At 54.7% G+C, this 20,668-nt stretch carries 21 protein-coding genes and 1 tRNA gene; 21 read left to right on the forward strand and 1 reads right to left on the reverse strand.

Annotated features, from left to right (window positions below; translation table 11 throughout):
• Positions 1-3 precede the first annotated feature (3 nt).
• From ACR0QW_RS02765 to ACR0QW_RS02850, 18 genes are all read left to right on the forward strand, one after another.
• Entirely contained in the window at positions 4-612 is a 609-nt protein-coding gene (locus ACR0QW_RS02765) for a V-type ATP synthase subunit E (protein WP_432642205.1), read from the forward strand.
• A gap of 1 nt (position 613) precedes the next feature.
• The gene (locus ACR0QW_RS02770; protein WP_432642206.1) at positions 614-1,609 is read left to right on the forward strand and encodes a V-type ATPase subunit; all 996 of its coding nucleotides are present in this window, start codon (positions 614-616) and stop codon (positions 1,607-1,609) included.
• 26 nt (positions 1,610-1,635) lie between these two features.
• Positions 1,636-1,962 (forward strand): V-type ATP synthase subunit F, encoded by a 327-nt coding sequence (locus ACR0QW_RS02775; protein WP_432642207.1) that lies wholly within the window; start codon positions 1,636-1,638, stop codon positions 1,960-1,962.
• 60 nt (positions 1,963-2,022) lie between these two features.
• On the forward strand, positions 2,023-3,744 hold the full coding sequence (locus ACR0QW_RS02780) for a V-type ATP synthase subunit A (RefSeq protein ID WP_432642240.1): 1,722 nt from the start codon (positions 2,023-2,025) through the stop codon (positions 3,742-3,744).
• Positions 3,737-5,128: a V-type ATP synthase subunit B gene (locus tag ACR0QW_RS02785; protein WP_432642208.1), complete on the forward strand. Its 1,392-nt coding sequence runs from the start codon at positions 3,737-3,739 to the stop codon at positions 5,126-5,128. The genes ACR0QW_RS02780 and ACR0QW_RS02785 overlap by 8 nt, the downstream gene beginning before the upstream one ends.
• Before the next feature lie 3 nt (positions 5,129-5,131).
• Positions 5,132-5,767 (forward strand): V-type ATP synthase subunit D, encoded by a 636-nt coding sequence (locus ACR0QW_RS02790; RefSeq protein ID WP_071142005.1) that lies wholly within the window; start codon positions 5,132-5,134, stop codon positions 5,765-5,767.
• 114 nt (positions 5,768-5,881) lie between these two features.
• Positions 5,882-7,243, forward strand: coding sequence for a PLP-dependent aminotransferase family protein (locus tag ACR0QW_RS02795; protein WP_432642209.1), 1,362 nt, complete (start codon positions 5,882-5,884; stop codon positions 7,241-7,243).
• A 92-nt stretch (positions 7,244-7,335) separates the two neighbouring features.
• Entirely contained in the window at positions 7,336-7,890 is a 555-nt protein-coding gene (locus ACR0QW_RS02800) for a hypothetical protein (RefSeq protein WP_432642210.1), read from the forward strand.
• A gap of 23 nt (positions 7,891-7,913) precedes the next feature.
• Positions 7,914-8,492 (forward strand): nitroreductase family protein, encoded by a 579-nt coding sequence (locus ACR0QW_RS02805; RefSeq protein WP_432642211.1) that lies wholly within the window; start codon positions 7,914-7,916, stop codon positions 8,490-8,492.
• 89 nt (positions 8,493-8,581) lie between these two features.
• Positions 8,582-9,592, forward strand: a complete 1,011-nt coding sequence (locus ACR0QW_RS02810; RefSeq protein ID WP_432642212.1) for a hypothetical protein — start codon at positions 8,582-8,584, stop codon at positions 9,590-9,592.
• 11 nt (positions 9,593-9,603) lie between these two features.
• Positions 9,604-10,071 carry a peptidylprolyl isomerase gene (locus ACR0QW_RS02815; protein ID WP_432642213.1) on the forward strand — a complete coding sequence of 156 codons (468 nt, stop codon included), beginning with the start codon at positions 9,604-9,606 and terminating at the stop codon, positions 10,069-10,071.
• On the forward strand, positions 10,068-10,346 hold the full coding sequence (locus tag ACR0QW_RS02820) for a GIY-YIG nuclease family protein (protein WP_432642214.1): 279 nt from the start codon (positions 10,068-10,070) through the stop codon (positions 10,344-10,346). The genes ACR0QW_RS02815 and ACR0QW_RS02820 overlap by 4 nt, the downstream gene beginning before the upstream one ends.
• A 269-nt stretch (positions 10,347-10,615) precedes the next feature.
• A complete protein-coding gene (locus ACR0QW_RS02825; protein ID WP_432642215.1) occupies positions 10,616-12,958 on the forward strand; it encodes a YadA-like family protein in 2,343 nt (780 codons plus the stop codon).
• 245 nt (positions 12,959-13,203) lie between these two features.
• Entirely contained in the window at positions 13,204-13,401 is a 198-nt protein-coding gene (locus ACR0QW_RS02830; RefSeq protein WP_009015310.1) for a cold shock domain-containing protein, read from the forward strand.
• Positions 13,402-13,510: 109 nt separating this feature from the next.
• Positions 13,511-14,266: an SDR family NAD(P)-dependent oxidoreductase gene (locus tag ACR0QW_RS02835; RefSeq protein WP_432642216.1), complete on the forward strand. Its 756-nt coding sequence runs from the start codon at positions 13,511-13,513 to the stop codon at positions 14,264-14,266.
• 9 nt (positions 14,267-14,275) lie between these two features.
• Positions 14,276-15,616 (forward strand): branched-chain amino acid transport system II carrier protein, encoded by a 1,341-nt coding sequence (gene brnQ / locus ACR0QW_RS02840; RefSeq protein WP_432642217.1) that lies wholly within the window; start codon positions 14,276-14,278, stop codon positions 15,614-15,616.
• A gap of 77 nt (positions 15,617-15,693) precedes the next feature.
• Positions 15,694-16,302 (forward strand): porin family protein, encoded by a 609-nt coding sequence (locus ACR0QW_RS02845; protein WP_432642218.1) that lies wholly within the window; start codon positions 15,694-15,696, stop codon positions 16,300-16,302.
• A gap of 140 nt (positions 16,303-16,442) precedes the next feature.
• Positions 16,443-16,519: transfer RNA gene (locus ACR0QW_RS02850), tRNA-Arg, on the forward strand.
• Positions 16,520-16,597: 78 nt separating this feature from the next.
• Here ACR0QW_RS02850 and ACR0QW_RS02855 read toward each other — a convergent pair.
• Positions 16,598-18,001 carry an aspartate ammonia-lyase gene (locus ACR0QW_RS02855; protein WP_432642219.1) on the reverse strand — a complete coding sequence of 468 codons (1,404 nt, stop codon included), beginning with the start codon at positions 17,999-18,001 and terminating at the stop codon, positions 16,598-16,600.
• Between the two features lie 291 nt (positions 18,002-18,292).
• Here ACR0QW_RS02855 and ACR0QW_RS02860 point away from each other — a divergent pair, with 291 nt between their 5' ends.
• The 3 genes from ACR0QW_RS02860 to ACR0QW_RS02870 all read left to right on the forward strand — a co-directional run bounded on the left by ACR0QW_RS02860 (position 18,293) and on the right by ACR0QW_RS02870 (position 20,657).
• A complete protein-coding gene (locus ACR0QW_RS02860; protein WP_432642220.1) occupies positions 18,293-18,658 on the forward strand; it encodes a CidA/LrgA family protein in 366 nt (121 codons plus the stop codon).
• Positions 18,651-19,334: an LrgB family protein gene (locus ACR0QW_RS02865; protein WP_432642221.1), complete on the forward strand. Its 684-nt coding sequence runs from the start codon at positions 18,651-18,653 to the stop codon at positions 19,332-19,334. The genes ACR0QW_RS02860 and ACR0QW_RS02865 overlap by 8 nt, the downstream gene beginning before the upstream one ends.
• Positions 19,335-19,502: 168 nt before the next feature.
• The gene (locus tag ACR0QW_RS02870; RefSeq protein ID WP_432642222.1) at positions 19,503-20,657 is read left to right on the forward strand and encodes a M20 family metallopeptidase; all 1,155 of its coding nucleotides are present in this window, start codon (positions 19,503-19,505) and stop codon (positions 20,655-20,657) included.
• Positions 20,658-20,668 lie beyond the last annotated feature (11 nt).

Below are 20,668 nucleotides of genomic sequence, written 5' to 3' on the forward strand. Positions count from 1 at the left end.
GTCGTGTCTGGCGATAAAATCATTCAAAAAATAGAAGAGGAAGCCACGCAGGACGCGGCCGCCATCCAGGCAGCAGCCCGGGATAAAGCCCGGAAGGAAAAAGACCGGATCCTGGCCAAGGCCCAGGAAGAAGTCCGGGAAATCCAGGCCAGATCCCAGGTGGACGCCAGGGAGGCTGTGGGACGGCTGCAGCTGATTGCGGAACTGCAGAGCCGGAAAGAAAACCTGGCCAGCAAGCGGAAGGTGCTTCAGGAGGCCTTTGACCAGGCGGCCAGCCAGCTGGCAGCTTTGCCGGAAGCCCAGTGGAAGACCCTGATCGGCCAGATTATCCTGAGTGCGGATCTGAGCGGTCAGGAAACCCTGGTGGTACCGGCCAAGGATCGGAAGCGGTATGAAGACGGCTTCCTGGAACAGCTCAATGCCGCCCTGGAACAGGCAGGCAAGAAAGGTCAAATGACCCTGTCCGACACGGCGGCGGATTTCTCCGACGGTGTGCTGATCCAGGGGGAAACCTGTGATTACGATGGCTCTTTTGCCACGCTGCTGGAAGAGGTACGGACCGGGGAGGAATATCGCGTAGCAGAGCTTCTGTTTGGCGCGGAGGTGAAATGATATGCCCCAGCCCAGTTATGAATATGCCCTGGGTCGCATCAGCGTCCTGTCCACCCATTTGCTTACCGCAGCCCAGCTCCGGCGCATTGCGGAGGCTTCTACTACGAAAGAAGCCATGAAGTTGCTGCTGGAGACCGGCTACGGAGAGAATATGGCCACGGAACAGGAAATCACCCTGGGAGAAATCGACTTCATCATCCGGGATCAGCTCCAGCTGACCCGGAAACGGATCCGGGAACTGACTCCGGATGCAGAGCTGACCGGTCTGTTCCTGCTTCCGGTGGATACCCACAACCTGAAAGCCCTGCTGAAGGACCGGATGCTGGGAACCAGCACTGATAACATCCTGCGGGAAGGGGGCAATTTTGACCTGTCCCTGCTGAAGGATATGGTCCAGACCAAATACTATGAGGATCTGCCGCCTGTCTACTGTAAGACGCTGGATGAAATCGAGGCGGATTTGACCCGGGAGGCAGATCCCTTCCGGCTCAGTGCTCTGCTGGACGAAGCAATGTTCCGTCAGGCCAAAGAGGTGCTGGACCGGAAAAAAGAGAACGGGTTCATCCGGAATTACTTCTCCCTGTGGGCTGACTATCAGAACACCATCAGCCTAATCAGGGCCCAGAACCTGCACTGGGAGCTGTCTCAGCTGCGGCTGGTCCTGGTGGACTGCGGGGAAATCCCTCGTACGGTGTTCGAAGAGAGCCTGGACGTACCGCCGGAACAGCTGGGAGCGCGTCTGAACCGGGGAAGCCACGGGGCGGAACTGGTCCAGGCCATCAATGAATTTGCACAGACAAACGAGCTGGCCGTCATTCCCAAACGGATGAAGGAAGGCTTGAGCCTGATCCTGCGCCGGGCCAAATGGGATACCCATTCCCTGGGTCCCATTGTAGGCTATCTGGAAGCCCGGGAAACCGAGGCGGAAGCCCTGCGGATGATCTTCGGGGCCATCCAGGGCGGATTCGAACCCCAGCTGCCGGAAGTCTACGCCTGATCACAGGAAGCATGGGAGGCAGCAACATGGAAAAGAAAAAAATTGCAGTAATCGGTGATCCCAGCTCCGTGATGATCTTCAAAGCCGTAGGGTTCGATGTATTCTACGAGGAAGAAAAAGAACAGATAGAGCGCAGGATCCACCACCTGGCCGATGCGGGCTATGCCGTGATCTACATCACGGAAACCGCTGCCCAGAAGGCCCAGGCAGTGATCGATGAATATGCTACCGCTACCTTTCCCGCTATCATTCCCATCCCTGCCGGGAGCAAATCCCTGGGACTGGGCTTGAAGCGTGTTCAGGAAAACGTGGAAAAAGCAGTGGGCGCCGATATTCTATTCAAGGAAGGGTAGGGAACAATCGTGAGTGGAAAGATTGTAAAAGTATCCGGTCCGCTGATTGTCGCCGAAGGGATGCAGGACGTGCAGCTCCATGATATGGTCCGCGTCAGTGACAAGCGTCTGATCGGTGAAGTCATCGAGCTTCGTGACGATAAAGCTTCCATCCAGGTCTACGAAGAAACGGCCGGCCTGGGCCCGGGGGAACCGGTGGAATCCACCGGGGCTCCCATGAGTGTGGAACTGGCTCCCGGTTTGATTGAAAGTATCTTCGACGGGATCCAGCGTCCTCTGGAAAAAATCTATGAACTGGCCGGCGATCGGATCAGTCGGGGTGTGGAAGTGCCCAAGCTGGACCGGGAAAAGAAATGGCAGTTCGTGCCCACAGCCAAAGTGGGCGACGCCGTCAGCGGCGGCGATGTCATCGGTACGGTTCAGGAAACTCCGGCCGTACTGCACAAAATCATGGTGCCTCCCGGCAAGAGCGGTACCGTGGAATGGGTCTATGAAGGGGAAGCCACCATCCTGGATCCGGTGTACAAGTTAAAAGACAGCAAGGGCGAAGTGAAGGAATATCCCATGCTGCAGCAATGGCCGGTGCGTGTGGCACGGCCCTATAAGACCAAGCTGCCGCCGGAGGAACCCATGGTCACCGGGCAGCGGGTCATCGATACCCTGTTCCCTATTGCCAAAGGGGGCGTGGCCGCCGTGCCCGGACCTTTCGGCAGCGGCAAGACCGTCATCCAGCATCAGCTGGCCAAGTGGGCTGACGCAGACATCATCGTCTACGTAGGCTGCGGCGAACGGGGCAACGAGATGACGGATGTACTGAACGAATTCCCGGCTCTGAAGGATCCCCGCACCGGCCTGCCGCTGATGAAGCGGACGGTGCTGATCGCCAATACCTCCGATATGCCGGTGGCTGCCCGTGAAGCATCCATTTATACGGGCATCACCATCGCTGAATATTATCGGGATATGGGCTACAAAGTGGCTATCATGGCTGACTCCACGTCCCGGTGGGCCGAAGCACTGCGTGAAATGTCCTCCCGTCTGGAAGAAATGCCCGGCGAAGAAGGGTACCCGGCGTACCTGTCCTCCCGTCTGGCTGAATACTACGAACGGGCCGGTGAAGTGGAATGCCTGGGCAAAGACCAGCGGGTCGGTGCCGTTTCCGCCATCGGGGCTGTATCGCCTCCCGGCGGTGATATTTCCGAACCGGTTTCCCAGGCAACCCTGCGGATCGTCAAGGTGTTCTGGTGCCTGTCCTCCGCCCTTGCCTATGCCCGCCATTTCCCGGCCATCGACTGGCTGCAGAGCTATTCCCTGTATTCTGACCGGCTGCGGAAATACTACGATGAAAAAGTGGCACCCGATTGGTCTAAACTGGTAGGGACCACCATGGAAATCCTCCAGGAGGAATCCAGCCTGAATGAAATCGTCCGTCTGGTGGGCATCGATGCGCTGGGCTTCAAGGATCGGATTACCATGGAATGTGCCCGGTCCATCCGGGAAGACTTCCTGCACCAGAACTCCTTCCATGAAGTGGATACCTATACTTCCCTGGAAAAGCAGTACGATATGCTGAAGCTGATCATCACCTGGTATGAAAAGGCACTGGATGCCATGACCAAGCATGTGAAGCTGGACAAGCTGATCGAAATGCCTATTCGGGAGCAGATCGGCCGTGCCAAGTACATTCCGGAAAGTGAACGGAAGGAAAAGTTCGCCCAGCTGAACCAGGAACTGGAACAGGCCTTTGCAGAACTGACGGAAGAGGGTGAGCAAGATGCGTAAGGATTACAAGACCATCCGCGAGGTGGTAGGTCCTCTGATGCTGGTGGATCAGGTCAAGGGCGCCACCTACGATGAACTGGTGGAAATCCATCAGGCCAACGGGGAAGTCCGGAACGGCAAGGTCCTGATGGTGGACGGGGACAAAGCCATGGTGCAGCTGTTCGAAGATTCCCAGGGCCTGCAGCCCTCCACTGCCAAGGCCCGTTTCCTGGGCCACGGCATCCAGCTGGGGGTGGCCCCCTCCATGCTGGGCCGCGTGTTCGACGGCATGGGCAAACCCATTGACGGGGGCCCTGCCATCATCCCGGAAGAATACAAGGATATCAATGGGGAACCCATGAACCCGGCTGCCCGGGAATATCCTTCGGAATTCATCCAGACCGGGATCAGCGCCATCGACGGCTTGAATACTCTGGTCCGGGGCCAGAAGCTGCCGGTGTTCTCCGGCTCCGGCCTGCCTCATGCCCAGCTGGCTGCCCAGATTGCCCGGCAGGCCAAGGTACTGGGGACCAACGAAAAGTTTGCCGTGGTATTTGCTGCTGTGGGTATCACCTTTGAAGAAGCCAACTTCTTCATGCAGGACTTCAACCGCACCGGTGCCCTGAGCCGTGCCGTCATGTTCATCAACCTGGCCAACGACCCGGCTGTAGAACGGATCGCAACGCCTCGTATGGCCATCACCGCTGCTGAATACCTGGCTTTCGAACTGGATATGCATGTGCTGGTCATTATTACCGATATTACCAACTACGCCGATGCCCTGCGGGAAGTGTCCGCTGCCCGTAAGGAAGTGCCGGGCCGCCGTGGTTATCCGGGCTATTTGTATACGGACCTGGCTACCATGTATGAACGGGCCGGCCGGATCCGGGGCAAGAAGGGATCCATCACCATGATCCCCATCCTGTCCATGCCCGAAGATGACAAGACCCATCCCATCCCCGACCTGACCGGGTACATTACGGAAGGCCAGATCATCTTGAGCCGGGAACTGTACCGAAAGGGGCTGACACCGCCCATCGATGTGCTGCCTTCCCTGTCCCGTCTGAAGGATAAGGGCGTGGGCAAGGGCAAGACCCGGGAAGACCATGCTGATACCATGAACCAGCTGTTCGCCGCCTATTCCCGCGGGAAGCAGGCCAAGGAACTGGCTACTATCCTGGGGGATTCGGCCCTGAGCAAAGTGGATAAACTGTATGCCAAATTCGCCGATGCCTTCGAGCGGGAATATGTTTCTCAGGGGTATCGGACCAACCGGTCCATCGAGGAAACACTGGATCTGGGCTGGAAGCTGCTGGGCATTTTGCCGCGCAGCGAACTGAAACGGATCCGGGATGAATATCTGGATAAATACTATAAACCGGCGGACGGCAGCGAGGGGGAATAACCCATGGCTACGAACGTAAACCCGACCCGGATGGAACTGACCCGGCTGAAACGCCGGCTGGCTACTGCCGTCCGGGGACATAAACTGCTGAAAGACAAACGGGATGAAATGGTCCGGCAGTTCATGATCTATATCCGCCGGAACCACGAGCTGCGGGTGAAGATGGAAAAAGCCCTGCAGAATGTGTCCCACCATTTTGTGGTGGCCCGGGCCCATATGGGGTCTTTGACCATGGACGAAGCACTGCTTTATCCGGCCCGGAGTGCCGAGTTCGAAGTGGGCAGCAAGAACGTGATGAGCGTAGATGTACCCACGCTGACCTATACCGGGGCCACGGCGGATGATGCCGCCCAGGTACCTTATTCCTTCGTGTTCACCACCGGGGAACTGGATACAGCCGTGACGGAACTGACTACCTGTCTGCCGGATCTGCTGGAACTGGCCCAGGTGGAGAAAACTTGCAACATGCTGGCGGATGAAATCGAAAAGACCCGTCGGCGGGTCAATGCGCTGGAATATGTCATGATCCCGGAAATGCAGGAAAGCATCAAATATATCACCATGAAGCTCAGCGAAAACGAAAGAGCCAGTACGGTGCGTCTGATGAAAGCCAAGGAAATCATGGCGAAACAGGCGTAACTGACAGTCTTATTGGCAACGGCAAAGGGAGTGTGGATTTTTCACACTCCCTTTTATGGTATAATGACCGTGATGATATTTTCTTTATAAAATCATGAAAAAAGGAGCACGGTTATGGCAACTATCTTTACCTTCCGGGCGCAATCCCAGCAGGGACCCCTGTATAAGCAGCTGGCCCATTATTTTCGGCAGGAGATTGCTCAGGGACATCTGGTCAGTGGGGAATTCCTGCCTTCCATCCGCCAGCTGACCCGGAACCTGAAACTGAGCCGGACCACAGTGGAAGCTGCCTATCAGATCCTTATTGATCAGGGCGTGGTCCATAACCTGCCCAACCGGGGCTACCAGGTGGCAGATTACGTGCCCCGGGAAGAGCACGGAACGGAAACTGTTCCGGAACAGCCCGAAGAAAAACGGGCCGCTGTACTCTATAATTTTTCCAACAATTACATTGATACTTCCACCTTTGACACGGTGCTCTGGCGGCGCTGCCTGAATGCGGTGCTGCGCAATCCTTCTTCCATCGCCGGGTATGGGGATCCGCAGGGGGAGCCGGAGCTGCGCCAGGTGCTGGCACGGTACAGCTATGCCTCTCGTGGCGTGGTATGCCGGCCGGAACAGATCCTGGTGGGAGCCGGGCTCCAGACCCTGCTGATGGTCCTGCTGCCGCTCCTGCCTCTGCCCGAAAAGACGGTGGGGCTGGAAGCTCCCGGGTTCCCCCAGGCGGAGCAGATTTTCCGTCTGATGGGCTGGGGGATTCGGCGCTTTGAACCGGGGGATCCCAAGGCCGACTGGCCCGGGCTGCTCATGATTTCCCCTACCAATCCGTATAAAGGCAGGGCACTGACGGAACGGGAACGGAACAATCTGATCGTGGCCACCCAGCTGGAACGGGTATACCTGCTGGAGGACGATTACAACGGGGAGTTCCGCTATCTGCATCAGCCCACGCCAGCCCTTCACAGCTTCGGCAACCGGGAGCAGATCATCTATCTGGGTTCTTTTTCCCGGACCCTGCTGCCTTCTCTGCGCATCAGCTATCTGGTGCTGCCGGAAAAGCTGCTGCCTGCCTACCGGGCCATAGCGAATCAGTACAACCAGACTTCTTCCACGGTGGAACAGCTGGCCCTGGCCGCCTACATCGAGGAAGGCCATCTCACCCGGCACATCCGGAAACTGCGAACCTCGTACCGGAACAAGAGCCAGCAGCTGCAGGCAGCCCTGCTGCAGGTGTTTGGCAGTAAGGTGGAGCTGCTGAGCTATGGCTCCGGGCTCCATCTGCACATTGCTCTGCATCTGGCGGGGACGGCAGAGGAACTGACCCGAAAGGCTCTGACAGGCGGGGTAAAAATTATCCCGGTCAAGGGGGCTGCTCCTGGAAAATGGCCGGAATTCCTGCTTTCTTTCGCAGGGATTGCCGAAGAGAAGATCCAGAACGGGGTCAAAGCCCTGAAAACAGCCCTGGAAGCCGACTGAACCTGAAATGCCAATTGTGTTTTCCTTGTTTCCTACGGTATAATACAAAGATAAGGGAATTTCGGATCCAATCCATCGCAGGAGGTGTTGCTATGAAGATCCTGAGAGGCATAGCCCTCGTTGCACTGCTGCTGGGCTTGGGCGTACAGGCAGCAGACGCTGCCCAGTATTTTGCGCCCCGGTACAATTTGAGCAGCAACGGACAGCTGCAGCCTCCCCTGACGGTGGAATTCACCAGGGGGAATCCTCAAAAGATCAGTGCCGGCCTGACCGGCCCGGCAACGGGCGAAAAGGTACTGGTGCTGGGCTGGCAGGTAGAGGACAGTGTAGGCCTGGCCACCTTTCAGAAGGGCGTGGAGTATGCTCTGTACAAACTGGACTTCCGCCCTGGCAAACAGGATATCCTGGTGCTGAGCTACGGCCATAAGGGCACGGGCCGGACCCATTTGAACGATGTGGCCGTCATCGGCGAAGATTCCCTGGGTGTGATCCGGAATCTGCCGGTGGCCGGCTTTGCTCCCACGGATGTATTCAACAGTCCGCTGCAGATCCGCCAGCAGGAAGCTGTGCTGTTCCTGGAACAGGCACCCCATGTGCTGACCATTCAGGCGGACGGTGAGAATGGGTATACCGTGGGCGTGGAATAGAACAAATCAAAGGAGAGAAAGAAATGGAACTTGCTGAATTATATAGGGATTGTCGGACGTACCGGCGTTTTACCCAGGAACCGGTTCCGGCCGCACTGGTCCGGGGACTGGTGGATGTGGCCCGGCAGCGCAGCTGCGGCCGGAACGGTCAGGTGCTGCGGTATGTGTCCGTGACCACCCCGGAGAACGTGAAAGCCATGCAGCCGCTGCTGCATTGGGCGGCGGCCCTGCCGAAGGAAATCGGTACTCCCAGGGAAGGGGAACAGCCCACGGCCTTTGTGGTGGTGGCCAAACCCAAGGATGCCAATCCCATCATCAGCAACATCGACCTGGGCATTGCCCTGGATGCCATGGCCATCACTGCCTGGCAGCAGGGAGTGGGCAGTGCCATCCTGGCAGCTGTGGACCGGGCGAAAATCGCTGCGCTGCTGGGGCTGCCGGAAGGGCTGGAAGTAAACGTGGTGCTGGCGCTGGGACATCCCAGCCATAAGAGTACCCTGGTACCGGCGGAAGAGGAGAAGCCACTGGCCTATTATGTGGATGAAAAACGGGATTATTACGTCCCCAAACTGTCCTTGGAGGCAGTCCTGACCGAAAAGTAAGGGAGTATTGCTATGGTATATGATATGGCCATTGCAGGAGAGCAGAAGATACTGCCTTTTGCGGCTCCCTGGCTGCAGGAGAACCGGATATGAAGAAGTGCAGGGCTGCCTGGCTCCTGTGTTTGTGCCTGCTGCTCAGCGGCTGTCAGAAACAGGCACAGCCGGAACCGGCAGGGGAACTGCCCCGGAAGGCAGAGAGCCAGGAAAGCCGGGGACAGGAAACCAAGGCCATCGCGCCTGGCGAAGGAATCCAGGGAGCCCGGGTTGAATTCGTCACCCGGCAGCATTCCATGGAGCGGATCCAGTTCGTCGGTGGCTATCTGCGGAATCTGCCGGAAGAAAAACCGGAGACGATCCTGCGGCCGGCTCCGGAAGGAGCCCTGGGCATGATTTTCGGCAAGCGGGAAATCAACGGTCTGGAATGGGCCAAGGTGGCCACCCGGGACGGGATTACCGGCTGGTATGCGGTACCGGCCAGGCCGGGTGCTTCTCCCAAGGAAAAACGGGATGCCCTGAAAATTTCCAGGGATGACTACCAGACCACCTATCCCCAGGTAACGGGAGAAATATCACCCCAGGCCCAGGACCGGATCAACCAGGAACTGGGAAACTATATCGGAGTGTTCCGGTACATGACCGGCCCCGTGGGCAGTTCTCTCCAGTGCCAGGTGACGTACAACCGGAACAACCTGCTGAGCATCGTCTTTACGGCGCCCCCTATCCGGTACCGGATGGTCCCGGTCAGCGAGGTGAATAACCTGGCCAGCTGGGCCCGGCTGAAGAAGTATGCTTATGTGTCGCCCCTGCTGGGCGGAGCGGATCCCACGCTGATGCAGGCAGAAAAAATCGACCTGCAGTACGCTCTGGTGTTTGACCTGACCACCGGCAGCCGACTGAACCTGAGCTATTTCCTGGGAACGGGGCAGAAAGAGATTATACAGGCGCGCCTGGAAGCACTGGGGCGGGGTGGCCGTCTCCAGCCGGACAATTTCTATATCAACGAACAGGGCCAGCTCATTGCTCTGGTTTCGGTGCGGGATCCCAGTCCCGGCGGCTGGACGCCGCTGGACCTGTCCGATCTGGTCATTAAGGAATTTTAGAGGAGGAAACAATGAACAAAAAAGCACATTTCCATACAAATCTGGGCGACTTTACCGCCGAACTGTTCGAGGATAAGGCTCCGAAAACAGCCGCCAATTTCATCAGCCTGGTGAAAAAAGGCTTTTATGACGGCGTACTCTTCCATCGGGTCATCGATGATTTCATGATCCAGGGCGGCGATCCCACCGGTACGGGCATGGGCGGTCCTGGTTATTCCATCGATGATGAATTCGGCCCCGGGCTGGCCCATGACAGTGAAGGCATCCTGTCCATGGCCAATGCAGGGCCCAACACCGGCGGCAGCCAGTTCTTCATTACGCTGGTGCCCACTCCCTGGCTGGACGGCCATCATGCTATCTTTGGCAAGATCACCGAAGGCATGGATGTGGTCCACAAGATCGGTTCCACGCCTACGGACTTCGCTGACCGGCCTCTGCAAGACGTGGTCATGGAAAAAGTGGAAATCCTCGAAGAATGAGCGCTTATGTATATATGGTGCGCTGTGCCAACGGCGCCCTCTATACCGGCTGGACCAATGACCTGGTCCACAGGCTGGCTATGCACCGCAGCGGGTCCGGGGCCAAATACACCCGGGCCTTCAAGGCGGTGGACATGGTCTACTACGAGGAACTGCCCGACAAGAGTGCGGCGATGCAGCGGGAGTATGCCCTGAAACACCTGGCAAAAAAACAAAAAGAAGAGCTGGTCCGGCGATTTTCTCGAAAACTTCTGAAAAAGATTGAAATTTCATGACAAAGCTCTTTGCCTAATGCAGGTGTACCCATTTCAAATTATCCACTGCAGATGGACGTGAGTAAAATTTTCTCACGTTCTTTTTTTATACATAAAACAAAGAACCTCTTGAACAGAATGCCCGCAAGCTCCCAATGTTTCTTATAGACCTTACGGAAAGTACTTGAAAAATCGGGGGGGGGACTATAATTGATTTTAAGATAGAACAAACTATAGTAGTTATCTATGTTAAATGTATCATTTCGCGAGGGCGAAGGAAGAAGGTTCTTATGACCGGTATATCACAATCGATTTGGAAGCATGTGAAGCAGGAAGGCATGGCTCTTTCTGATATGGCAAAACACCATTCTTCAAAAGTGAATCACAGGATGATCAGACACCTGACATTATCGGCATTGGTATTGGCGAGTATCCAGACCAGTGCCGTTTCTGTTTATGCCAATGAAATGTCAGCAGACAACCATGATAGTGAAGCTGCGGTGCAGATATTCAGGTACAAAGGGGATACTGATCCGGATGAATCGAAAACCGGTACCAATGCTGCGGGAGCCTCTGCAGATCAAATATCGGCAAGTTCTGGCACAAAGACGGCCAGTACAGCTGCTGCCAGTGAAAATACAACCGCAGAGGATGATCTTCACTTTGTTTCTATCAAGGGTGGCAAAACGACAGATAAGAATTATGCCAATGATGGAGCCACAGGAACGGACAGCATGGTGATTGGCATCGGTTCAAGCAGCTCTGGTATTAATAGTACGGTGATTGGTAAGAATAATAGTTTGGAAAGAAATCTAAACGGAGCCAATGATAGCGTAGTTGTAGGGACTAATTTAGAAGTTAAGGGTATTCACAATGCTGTTTTTGGAACTGATTATGATAATTATGACCATCGTGAAACCAAAGTTGCTGGGGATCAAAATACTGTTCTCGGTGTGGGAAACGTGGTTGGCTATACAACGGAACGACATGGCACTGAGTGGACATATACTAAATTGAGTGATCATGGTGATGATGCAAATGTTGTTGTAGGGATGAATAATACGTCAAACGGTGGTAGTATAGTTGTGGGGACAAGCTCTACTGCAGGTGATTTGGGTACCTCCTTAGGACATGGAAATACCATAGACGGCAAACAATGGGGATTGGCATTAGGGAATTGGCTGACTGTAAAAGGGGAAGGTGCAGTCGCTATTGGTGGTGCTGGAAAGTGGGCACAGACCACCGTTGATGGTAGTTACGCGATTGCTGTTGGTGCTAACACGAATGCAAAATCCGACTATACAATTTCCATGGGTTATGGTTCTAATGCAGAAGACGTATGTGCGATTTCTGTAGGTTATAAATACAGAGCTGCCGGTGCTAAAAGTATTGCAATGGGACTTTCATCTGCAGCAGAGGGTGTTCAGAGCATTGCTCTGGGGGCTGGAGCTACAGCATCTGTCAATAATGGGATCGCCCTTGGTTCACTTAGTGCGGCAGATAGAGGGACTGCAAATGTAGTGGGCTGGGATCCGGATACAGATAATCCTTCTACAGCTACTTCTGCTGTCTGGAAACCTACGGGAGGTGAATTTTCTGTAGGGAACTATGCGAAAGGAGTGACCAGACAGATTACCAACGTGGCGGCAGGAACGGAAGATACCGATGCTGTCAATGTGGCTCAGCTGAAAAGAGCAATGAAAGAATCGGCTGATGCGAGAAAGGTTATTAATGAAAGAATCAATAAAGACGAAGGTGATTCAGGCACTGATACGAAAATAGATGCAATTTCAGGAAAATATGATAAAAGTAATAAAGAGTTAAATTTGACATTAACCGACAGTACGGGAAAGACCATTAACGGAAGGATCAATATGGAAGACCTTGTGTCCAGCGGCAGTGGAGTGGCAAAGGACACCAGGAACACAGTCGCAGCAGGTGACCATGTGACCATTCAGGAAGGTACAGGAGCAAATAAGCTTGGCGGGATTGAATACAAAATCAGCGTGAAGGCCGATGGAAAAGTGGAAGAAAACAATAACGGCCTGATCATCGGCAGTACGGTATACAATGAAACCCGTGTATCTGCCGATGGGAGCTATGTGAAGAAATCGAACACAGCGGGCGAAAACCTGACTGCACTGGATATGCAGGTGAAACGGAATGCAGACGGCATCACGTCTCTGGGTGATTCGGTTTATGATTTGAACAATCGCGTAGGCGAGATGGATGACCGGATCAATAAAGTCGGCGCCGGCGCAGCCGCTCTGGCGGCGCTCCATCCGCTGGACTATGATCCGAAAGACAAATGGGACATCGCTGTTGGCGTTGGCAGTTACAAGAATGCGAGTGCCGGTGCACTGGGACTTTTCTACCGTCCCAATGAGAGGACCCAGTTCAACGTGGGCTGGACGATGGGAGACAATCGGAACATGTTCAATGCAGGCTTCAGTGTCAAACTGGGACGAAGCAGTGTCTATGCGGGATATTCCAAGGCAGACATGGTCCAGCTGATTACCAGACAGAAAGATGAAATTGCCGACCTTCAGGCCACCATCGGAGAACAGAAGAAAGAAATCCAGAGGATTGAAGAGAAGATGAATGTGCTCATGGCCAGGGTGGAGAAGAATTGACCATGGCCGCTGGCCTTATGATTTCAGTTCAGCGGGATTTTATCCGGCTGAACTGAGCCGTAACGGTATTTTTCCGCAAAAGTTCAAGGTAAAAGGCTCTTCTGACAATTCTTCTGCTTGTAAATCTCCCCCCGGTATGCTAGAATGGAACACAGAAAACACGGACTTACTGAATGTTGAACTCATACAGGTATCACATATAGTTGGATCGTTTTTCGCAATAATTTTTAGGAGGCCAATGTAAGATGACTGGCAAAGTTAAATGGTTTAATGCTGAAAAGGGTTATGGTTTCATTGAACGCGAAGATGGCGGCGATGTATTCGTTCATTTCTCCGCAATCCAGGGTGAAGGCTTCAAAACTCTGGAAGAAGGCCAGGCTGTAGAATTCGACGTTGTCGAAGGCAACCGTGGTGAACAAGCTGCTAACGTTGTGAAACTGTAAGATATAGATCTGCATCGAGCAACCAGCTGCACAGAGGGGATATCGCTTCGGCGGTATCCTCTTTTTTGCTGGAAGGAAAGTTACAGCATTGTACAAAGGAGTGGGAGTTATGATCAAGTATGGCATGGAAAATAAACGAGGTGTCATCAGCGGGGGAACGTCGGGTATCGGCCTGGCAGCAGCCCGCAATCTGGTCCGGGAAGGAGCCTTTGTCTACCTGGTGGGACGGGATGCGGCAAAGGGGCAGAAGGCCCTGGATGAGCTGCAGGGAGAATCCGGAGAAGCGGCTTATATCCAGGCCGACCTGAGTACCCTGGAAGGATGCCGGAAAGTGGCGGAAACTGTGGGGAAAGACGGGAAGAAACTGGATTTTCTGGTGAACAGTGCGGGGCTGTACCAGGAAAAACCGCTGCAGGATGTTTCCGAAGCCGACTACATCAGCCTTATGGACGGGAATGTGAAGGACACGTTCTTTCTGACCCAGCAGCTGCTGCCCCATTTTGCTGATGAAGGTCCTTCCATCGTCAATATTGCCTCCGACGCTGCCCTGGAAGGAAATTACGGCTGCAGCCTGTACGCCGCTGCCAAGGGCGCTGTGGTATCCTTCACCCGGGCACTGGCTCTGGACCTGGCGCCTTGGGTCAGAGTGAACTGCGTGTGCCCCGGGGATGTGGATACGCCCCTGGTGCAGAAACAGCTGGAGGAAGGCGGCTATTCCCTGGAGAGTATGGCATCCGTCTATCCCCTGGGCCGCATCGGCAAACCAGAGGAAGTGGCCCATGTGATCTGTTCCATCCTTTCGCCCCTGAACGGGTTCATGACCGGCTCCATCGTTTCTGTGGACGGTGGGCTTACGGCGAAATAAGGAGTTGCCATGAATAAAAAATTGACCCATGCAGAATATATCTTTATCGGCTCCATGCTGTTTGGGATGCTGTTCGGTGCCGGAAACCTGATCTTTCCGGTGCATATGGGCCAGCTGGCCGGTTCCCATTTCTGGGGTGCCAACTTTGGCTTCATCTCCACCGGTGTCTTCCTGCCGTTCCTGGCCCTGATTGCCTTCGGATTGTCGGGCAGTTCCAGCCTGGAAGAACTGGCGGGAAATGTGCATCCTGCCTTTGCCCGGATCTTTACGGTGCTGCTGTACCTGACCATCGGGCCGGCTTTTGCTCTGCCTCGTACGGCCACTGTATCGTACCAGATCGGGATTGCACCTTTTGTGGGTGACCAGCCCCTGCTGCTGGCCGCATTCACCTTTGTATTCATGGCTGTAGCGCTGCTGTTTTCCCTGAAGCCATCCAAACTGATCGTGTACATTGGCAAGGGCTTAAATCCCATTTTTCTGGCCTTTTTGGCCATCCTGATGGCTGCGGCCCTGATTTCCCCCATGGGCAGCATCAGTGCCGCCCTGCCCCAGGGGGACTATGTGGCGCATGCGTTCCTTACCGGATTCAAGGAAGGGTATAACACCATGGATGTGCTGGCCATGCTGGCATTTTCCGTGGTGGTGATCGATACCCTGAAAAATCTGGGTATCACCGATACCGGGAACATTACGAAAGATCTGCTGAAGGTGGGGATCATCGTGGTGTTCCTTATGGCTCTGCTTTATACCCTGATCACCTGGCTGGGGACTTCCAGCGCGGGTCAGCTGCCTGTCAGCGCCAACGGGGGCATTGCCCTGGCCCAGATCACCCAGGCCTATTTCGGTCCTGTGGGGGGCGTGCTGCTGGCGGCCATCGTCACTTTTGCCTGCCTGAAGACGGCCATCGGCCTGATTACGTCCTGTTCCAACACGTTCCTGGGACTGTTTCCCGGCAGCCTGGAGTATAAACCTTACTGCGTGGTCTTTGCCGGAGTATCCTTCCTGATCGGCAATGTAGGTCTGACCCAGATCATCGTGCTGGCAGTGCCCATCCTGATGTTCCTGTATCCCATGGCCATCACTTTGATCCTGAGCTCCTTTGCCTGTGCCCTGTTCGGAAAAGACCGGCGGCTGTACCGGTGGCCCATGCTGCTGGCCGGGATTGCGGCTTTCGGTGATATGCTCAGCGCCCTGCCCAAAGGGGTACAGAGCCTGGGAGCTGTCCAGGGCCTGCTTGGGCTTTACCGCCAGCTGCCCCTGTTCAGCCTAGGCATGAGCTGGCTGCTGCCGACGCTGGCAGCCCTGGTGGCAGCAGTGGCAGTTGTGAAGTTTTCGGGGCAAAAAGCATGAAATTTTGCGAAAATTGATGAAAACGTGTATAATGAATAGATGATGAGTATTCGAATCCATTGAAGGAGGGATTTCCCATGAAAAAAATGATGATGGCCACTGCAGTGCTGAGCCTGCTGCCTTTGACCGTGGCCTGTGCTTCTCCCCTGGCCAAGATTGCTCCTGGCGCTGCAAAGATCGATGCCAACGTCACAGTGGGCACTTCTCTGAAATGGAAACAGGGTGGGCATACCACCAATTATGATGGTGATTCCCGGTATCGGGTGGGCGGCACCGTAGGGATTGCCGATAACCTGGGCCTGGATTATCAGTATTCTGCCCACGAAGGCAACGAAGATGCTTCCGTGCAGTCCCATCAGGTAAGCCTGATCTACCAGTTCAACCCGTACCTGTACGGTTATGGCGGATATGTGCGGAACCGGATCAAACAGCATGGGTACCATGACAATAACAGCGGGTATCAGGTGGGGGCCATTGGCCGGCTGCCCATCACGGAAAAGACTACCGGCTGGGCCAAGTTCGGTACCGGCAACAACATCACCCAGTACGAACTGGGCGTAGGGTATGCTTTCACGGACAACTGGGAAGCCAACGTATCCTACAACGACAGCAAGTACAAAGATTTCAAGGGCGATATCGATGCCAAGACTCACGAAGTGAACGTGGGGGTTTCCTACAAATTCTAAATCGAAAAGGGCACTGTGGAATTCTTGCAGTGCCCTTTTGTGTCAGCCGTCAGTGGCTTCCCGGAGGGGATACGCCGCAAAAGCTTTGAAGAATCCCCTCTTGCTCACAGCTGCCAGAGTTGTTATAATAACTTTGTTATGCGGTTGTAGCTCAGTTGGATAGAGCATCTGCCTCCTAAGCAGAGGGTCGCGCGTTCGACTCGCGCCAATCGCACCATATGGGAATGAAAAAGAACTGTGAAGAAAATGAATTCTCCACAGTTCTTTTATTTTTTTGTTGCATCAGCTGGTATCTTTATCGTACTGCAGGCGTGGTCATCTTGTACGGATCCAGCACAGATTCAAGCTGTTTGTCGGACAGGTAATGGCGCTGCCGGGCCAGCTTCACCACGGGGATGTTCTTGGCCAGGGATTCTTTGGCCAGCTTGGCAGCTTTGGCGTAGCCGATGTAGGGACTCAATGCCGTTACGATGCCGGCGCTCAGCTTCAGCAGGTGCTGACAATGCTCCCGGTTGGCGGTGATGCCTTCCACACAGTTGATGCGCAGGGTATCGGCGGCTTCCCGCAGGGTGTCGATGCTCTGGAACAGGGAGTAGAAGACCACTGGCTCGAAGGCGTTCAGTTCCAGCTGGCCGGCTTCTACGGCCATGGCGATGCAGGTGTCATTGCCCACGATGCGGAAGGCTACCTGGCTGACCACTTCCGGGATTACCGGGTTTACCTTGCCGGGCATGATGGAAGAACCGTTCTGCCTGGCCGGAAGGTTGATCTCCTCCAATCCGGTCCGGGGACCGGAGGACATGAGACGCAGGTCGTTGGAGATCTTGGACAGGGCAACGGCACAGTCCTTCAGGCTGCCGGAAACAGCGGCGAAACTGTCAATGTTCTGGGTGGCGTCAATCAGATCCGCAGCCTGTGTAAAGGAAAACCCGGTCAGCTGGGAAAGATCATCCGCAATATGCCGGGAGTAGGAAGCGGCGGCATTCACTCCGGTGCCAATGGCAGTACCACCCATATTGATGGAAGTCATTTCAGCAGCAGCGGACCGGATCCGTCTCAAACCACGCTCCAGGGCAGTGGCATAGGCTTTGAATTCCTGGCCCAGCCGGATGGGGACAGCGTCCTGCAGCTGGGTGCGGCCCATCTTCAGCACGGAATCGAACTCCACACCTTTCTGGGCAAAGGCTTCTTTCAAGGCCTGCAGGCTCCTGTACAGGTCCTGGAGCAGGAACAGGGCTGTCAGTTTGCCGGCGGTGGGGATTACGTCATTGGTGGACTGCCCCCGGTTTACGTCATCGTTGGGATGGACCAGGGTATAGTCTCCTTTTTCGCCGCCCAGCAGTTCGATGGCGATATTGGCAATCACTTCGTTGGCATTCATATTGAGTGAGGTACCGGCGCCGCCCTGGATGGGGTCCAGGATGAACTGGTCCTGATGTTCACCTGCCAGTACTTTGTCACAAGCGGCCATGATGGCGTCCGCCTTGGCAGGCTGCAATGTGCCAGCCCGACGATTGGCCATCGCACAGGCTTTTTTGATCAGGGCCAGGCTTTTGATCATCGTCGGATGGGTGGATTGACCGGTAATGTGGAAATTTTCATAGGCGCGCAGGGTTTGCACACCATAGTAGGCGTCCGCAGGGACGTATTTCTTACCGATAGAATCGCTTTCCAAACGTTCGACTTTTTGCTGACTCATTGCCATAATCCTCCTAATTTTTCTTTTATGGTCCGTATTATAGCACATTTTTACGAACAATCAATAGTAAATTATGCATAAAGTTCAATAAATAACGAACAATCCGGAGACTGAAACGGGACGTTTGTTTATTTTACCTAACTGGATTTAAAGACAAATTTTGCCTAAATCCATGAAAATATGCCATTTTTATCACATTTCTCCTTCCTTTCCGAGAGGATATACTATATACTAAAACTATTGTGCGTCTCTGTTGGATTTTCAAAGAAAGATAAGGTTTTAGGGGGAGTCATGAACATTGTCATGGAATTGGCGCTGATTTTTGGCGTTTGTCTGATTGGTATCGGGATCGCGGCCCTGCTGCCCTTCATGGTGCCGTACAGTGTGATCAGCCTGCTGGTGCTGACTTTTCTGTTCTATCGGAAATGGCTGCGGCCGGAGCAGGTGAAGGATGCAGGCGGTTTCTTCATCCGGAATATGGGAATTTTTTTCGTGCCGGCGGTAGTGGGGACTATGGAATATGTGGAAACCTTGACAAATTATCTGGTGCCGTTCCTGGTGATTACCCTGGTGACTACGCCGCTGGTCTATTTCGTGGCCGGTTGGACGGTCCAGCTGTGCCTGTATTTTCGGAGGAAAGGAGCCCATCATGCCTGACGCTTTTACCCGTACACCGTTCTTTGGCCTGACGCTGATCTTTGTCTGCTGGGTACTGGGGGTGAAACTCCAGAAAAAGACCGGCTGGCTGCTGTGCAACCCGGTGCTTACTTCTTCTCTGATGATTGTGCTGATTCTGACAGTACTGGGCGTTCCCCTGAAGCATTTCAATGTAGGAGGATCCGTCATTACCATGCTGCTGGGACCGGCCACGGCGGTACTGGCCCTGAATATCTATCAGCAGCGGAAGGTGCTGCAGGAAAACTTTCTGCCGGTGCTGCTGGGCTGCATCATGGGCAGTCTGGTCAGTATCGTGGCGGCACTGACCTTGTGCCATCTGTTCAGGACCAATTCGGTATTTTCAGCTTCCATGCTGCCCAAGAGCGTGACTACGGCCATCGCCCTGGGGATTTCGGAAAATGGCGGCGGCATCCCGGGCATTACGGCCGGGGCTGTGGTGATTACGGGCATCGAGGGGGCGGTGATCGCTCCGTATCTGGCCAAATTGTTCCATATCAAGGATCCGGTGGCCGAGGGGGTGGCCATTGGCGCCTGCAGCCACGCAGTGGGTACCAGCAAGGCACTGGAGATCGGCAAAATCCAGGGGGCCATGAGCTCCATTTCCCTGTGCGTCTGCGGGATCATCACTACGGGGCTGGCCTTGCTCTTTATGTAAAAGATGCGTCGTGATCAGTGGGCAGCGATGAGTGACGGGATGTGGAAAATATTTTCCGCATCCCCTGCTTTTTTATTGCTATCTGCTGGGATTTTCGATAAAATAAACATAATTATACAATGACAGTGCATAATTCGTGATTTGCATGGAATCATAAGGAGAAAATTCATGGATCAAAAAGAAGCACAACTGAAAGCCCTGGTGGAAAAATATCGCCAGGATATGCTGGCTTTCTGGAAGGAGCTGATCGATTTCCAGGCCGGCAGCAAGGAAAAGGAACGGATGCAGGCCTTGATGGAAAAAGTGGCTGCCCGGCTTGAAAAAGAAGGGATGGAAACGGAACTGCTGGATACCGGCGCCGTTCCCCTGCTCCGAGCCTGGGTGGGCAAAGATCGTCCCGGCAAGCCCATCCTGTTCAGCGGGCATCTGGATACGGTGTTCCCTAACGGCAGCTACCCGGAGAAGGCCTTTACCCTGAAGGACGGCAAAGCCTATGGACCTGGGGTCTGTGATATGAAGGGCGGCATCGTCATGGCTGTGTACCTGGCCAAGATCCTGACGGAAGCCGGTTATGACCAGCATCCGCTGAAGCTGGTTTTCGTGCCGGATGAAGAGATCACCCACCAGGGGTCCCGGGTAGCCGATATGCTGGTGGAAGAGTCCAAAGGCTGCCTGTGCGCCTTTAACTTTGAGACAGGCCGTATGGACAACTGTCTCACCGTGGGCCGGAAGGGCTGCATGGATGTGTGGATCACCGTCCACGGCAAAGCTGGCCATGTGGGAAACGCCTACGCCATTTCCGCCAACGCCATCGAGGAAATGGCCCACAAGGTCATTGCCCTGCGGGCCTTGACGGACCTGGAAAAAGGACGGATCGTGAGTACGGACATCATCTCCGGAGGGACCGTCTCCAATGCGGTGGCCGACACCTGCCGCATCGAAGTGGACTGCCGCTACGACTACAATGAAGACAAGGAAAAGCTGCAGAAGACCATCCGGGCCATCTGCGCTGAGAACCATGTACCCGGTACCACTACGGAGGTGGAATTCCCGGCCTTCATGCCTGTGTTCGAACGGACTGAAGGCAACGATAAACTGCTCACCCTGGTGAATCAGGTAGCGGCGGACTTCGGGATTCCGGCCTTTGGGGCTGCCCATCCCGGCGGCTGTTCCGATGCTTCTTTCATGGCCCAGGCGGGAATCCCCATCCTGGATTCCGTAGGGGTCCAGGGGGACGGCGCCCATACGATGCACGAATACGCCAATGTGGAAACCATGTTTGAACGGACACTGCTTCTGGCAGTGGCTGTCTGTCGCCTGTAACGGCAAAGAGG

The organism is Acidaminococcus sp., assembly GCF_050873445.1.
Classification (GTDB): domain Bacteria; phylum Bacillota; class Negativicutes; order Acidaminococcales; family Acidaminococcaceae; genus Acidaminococcus.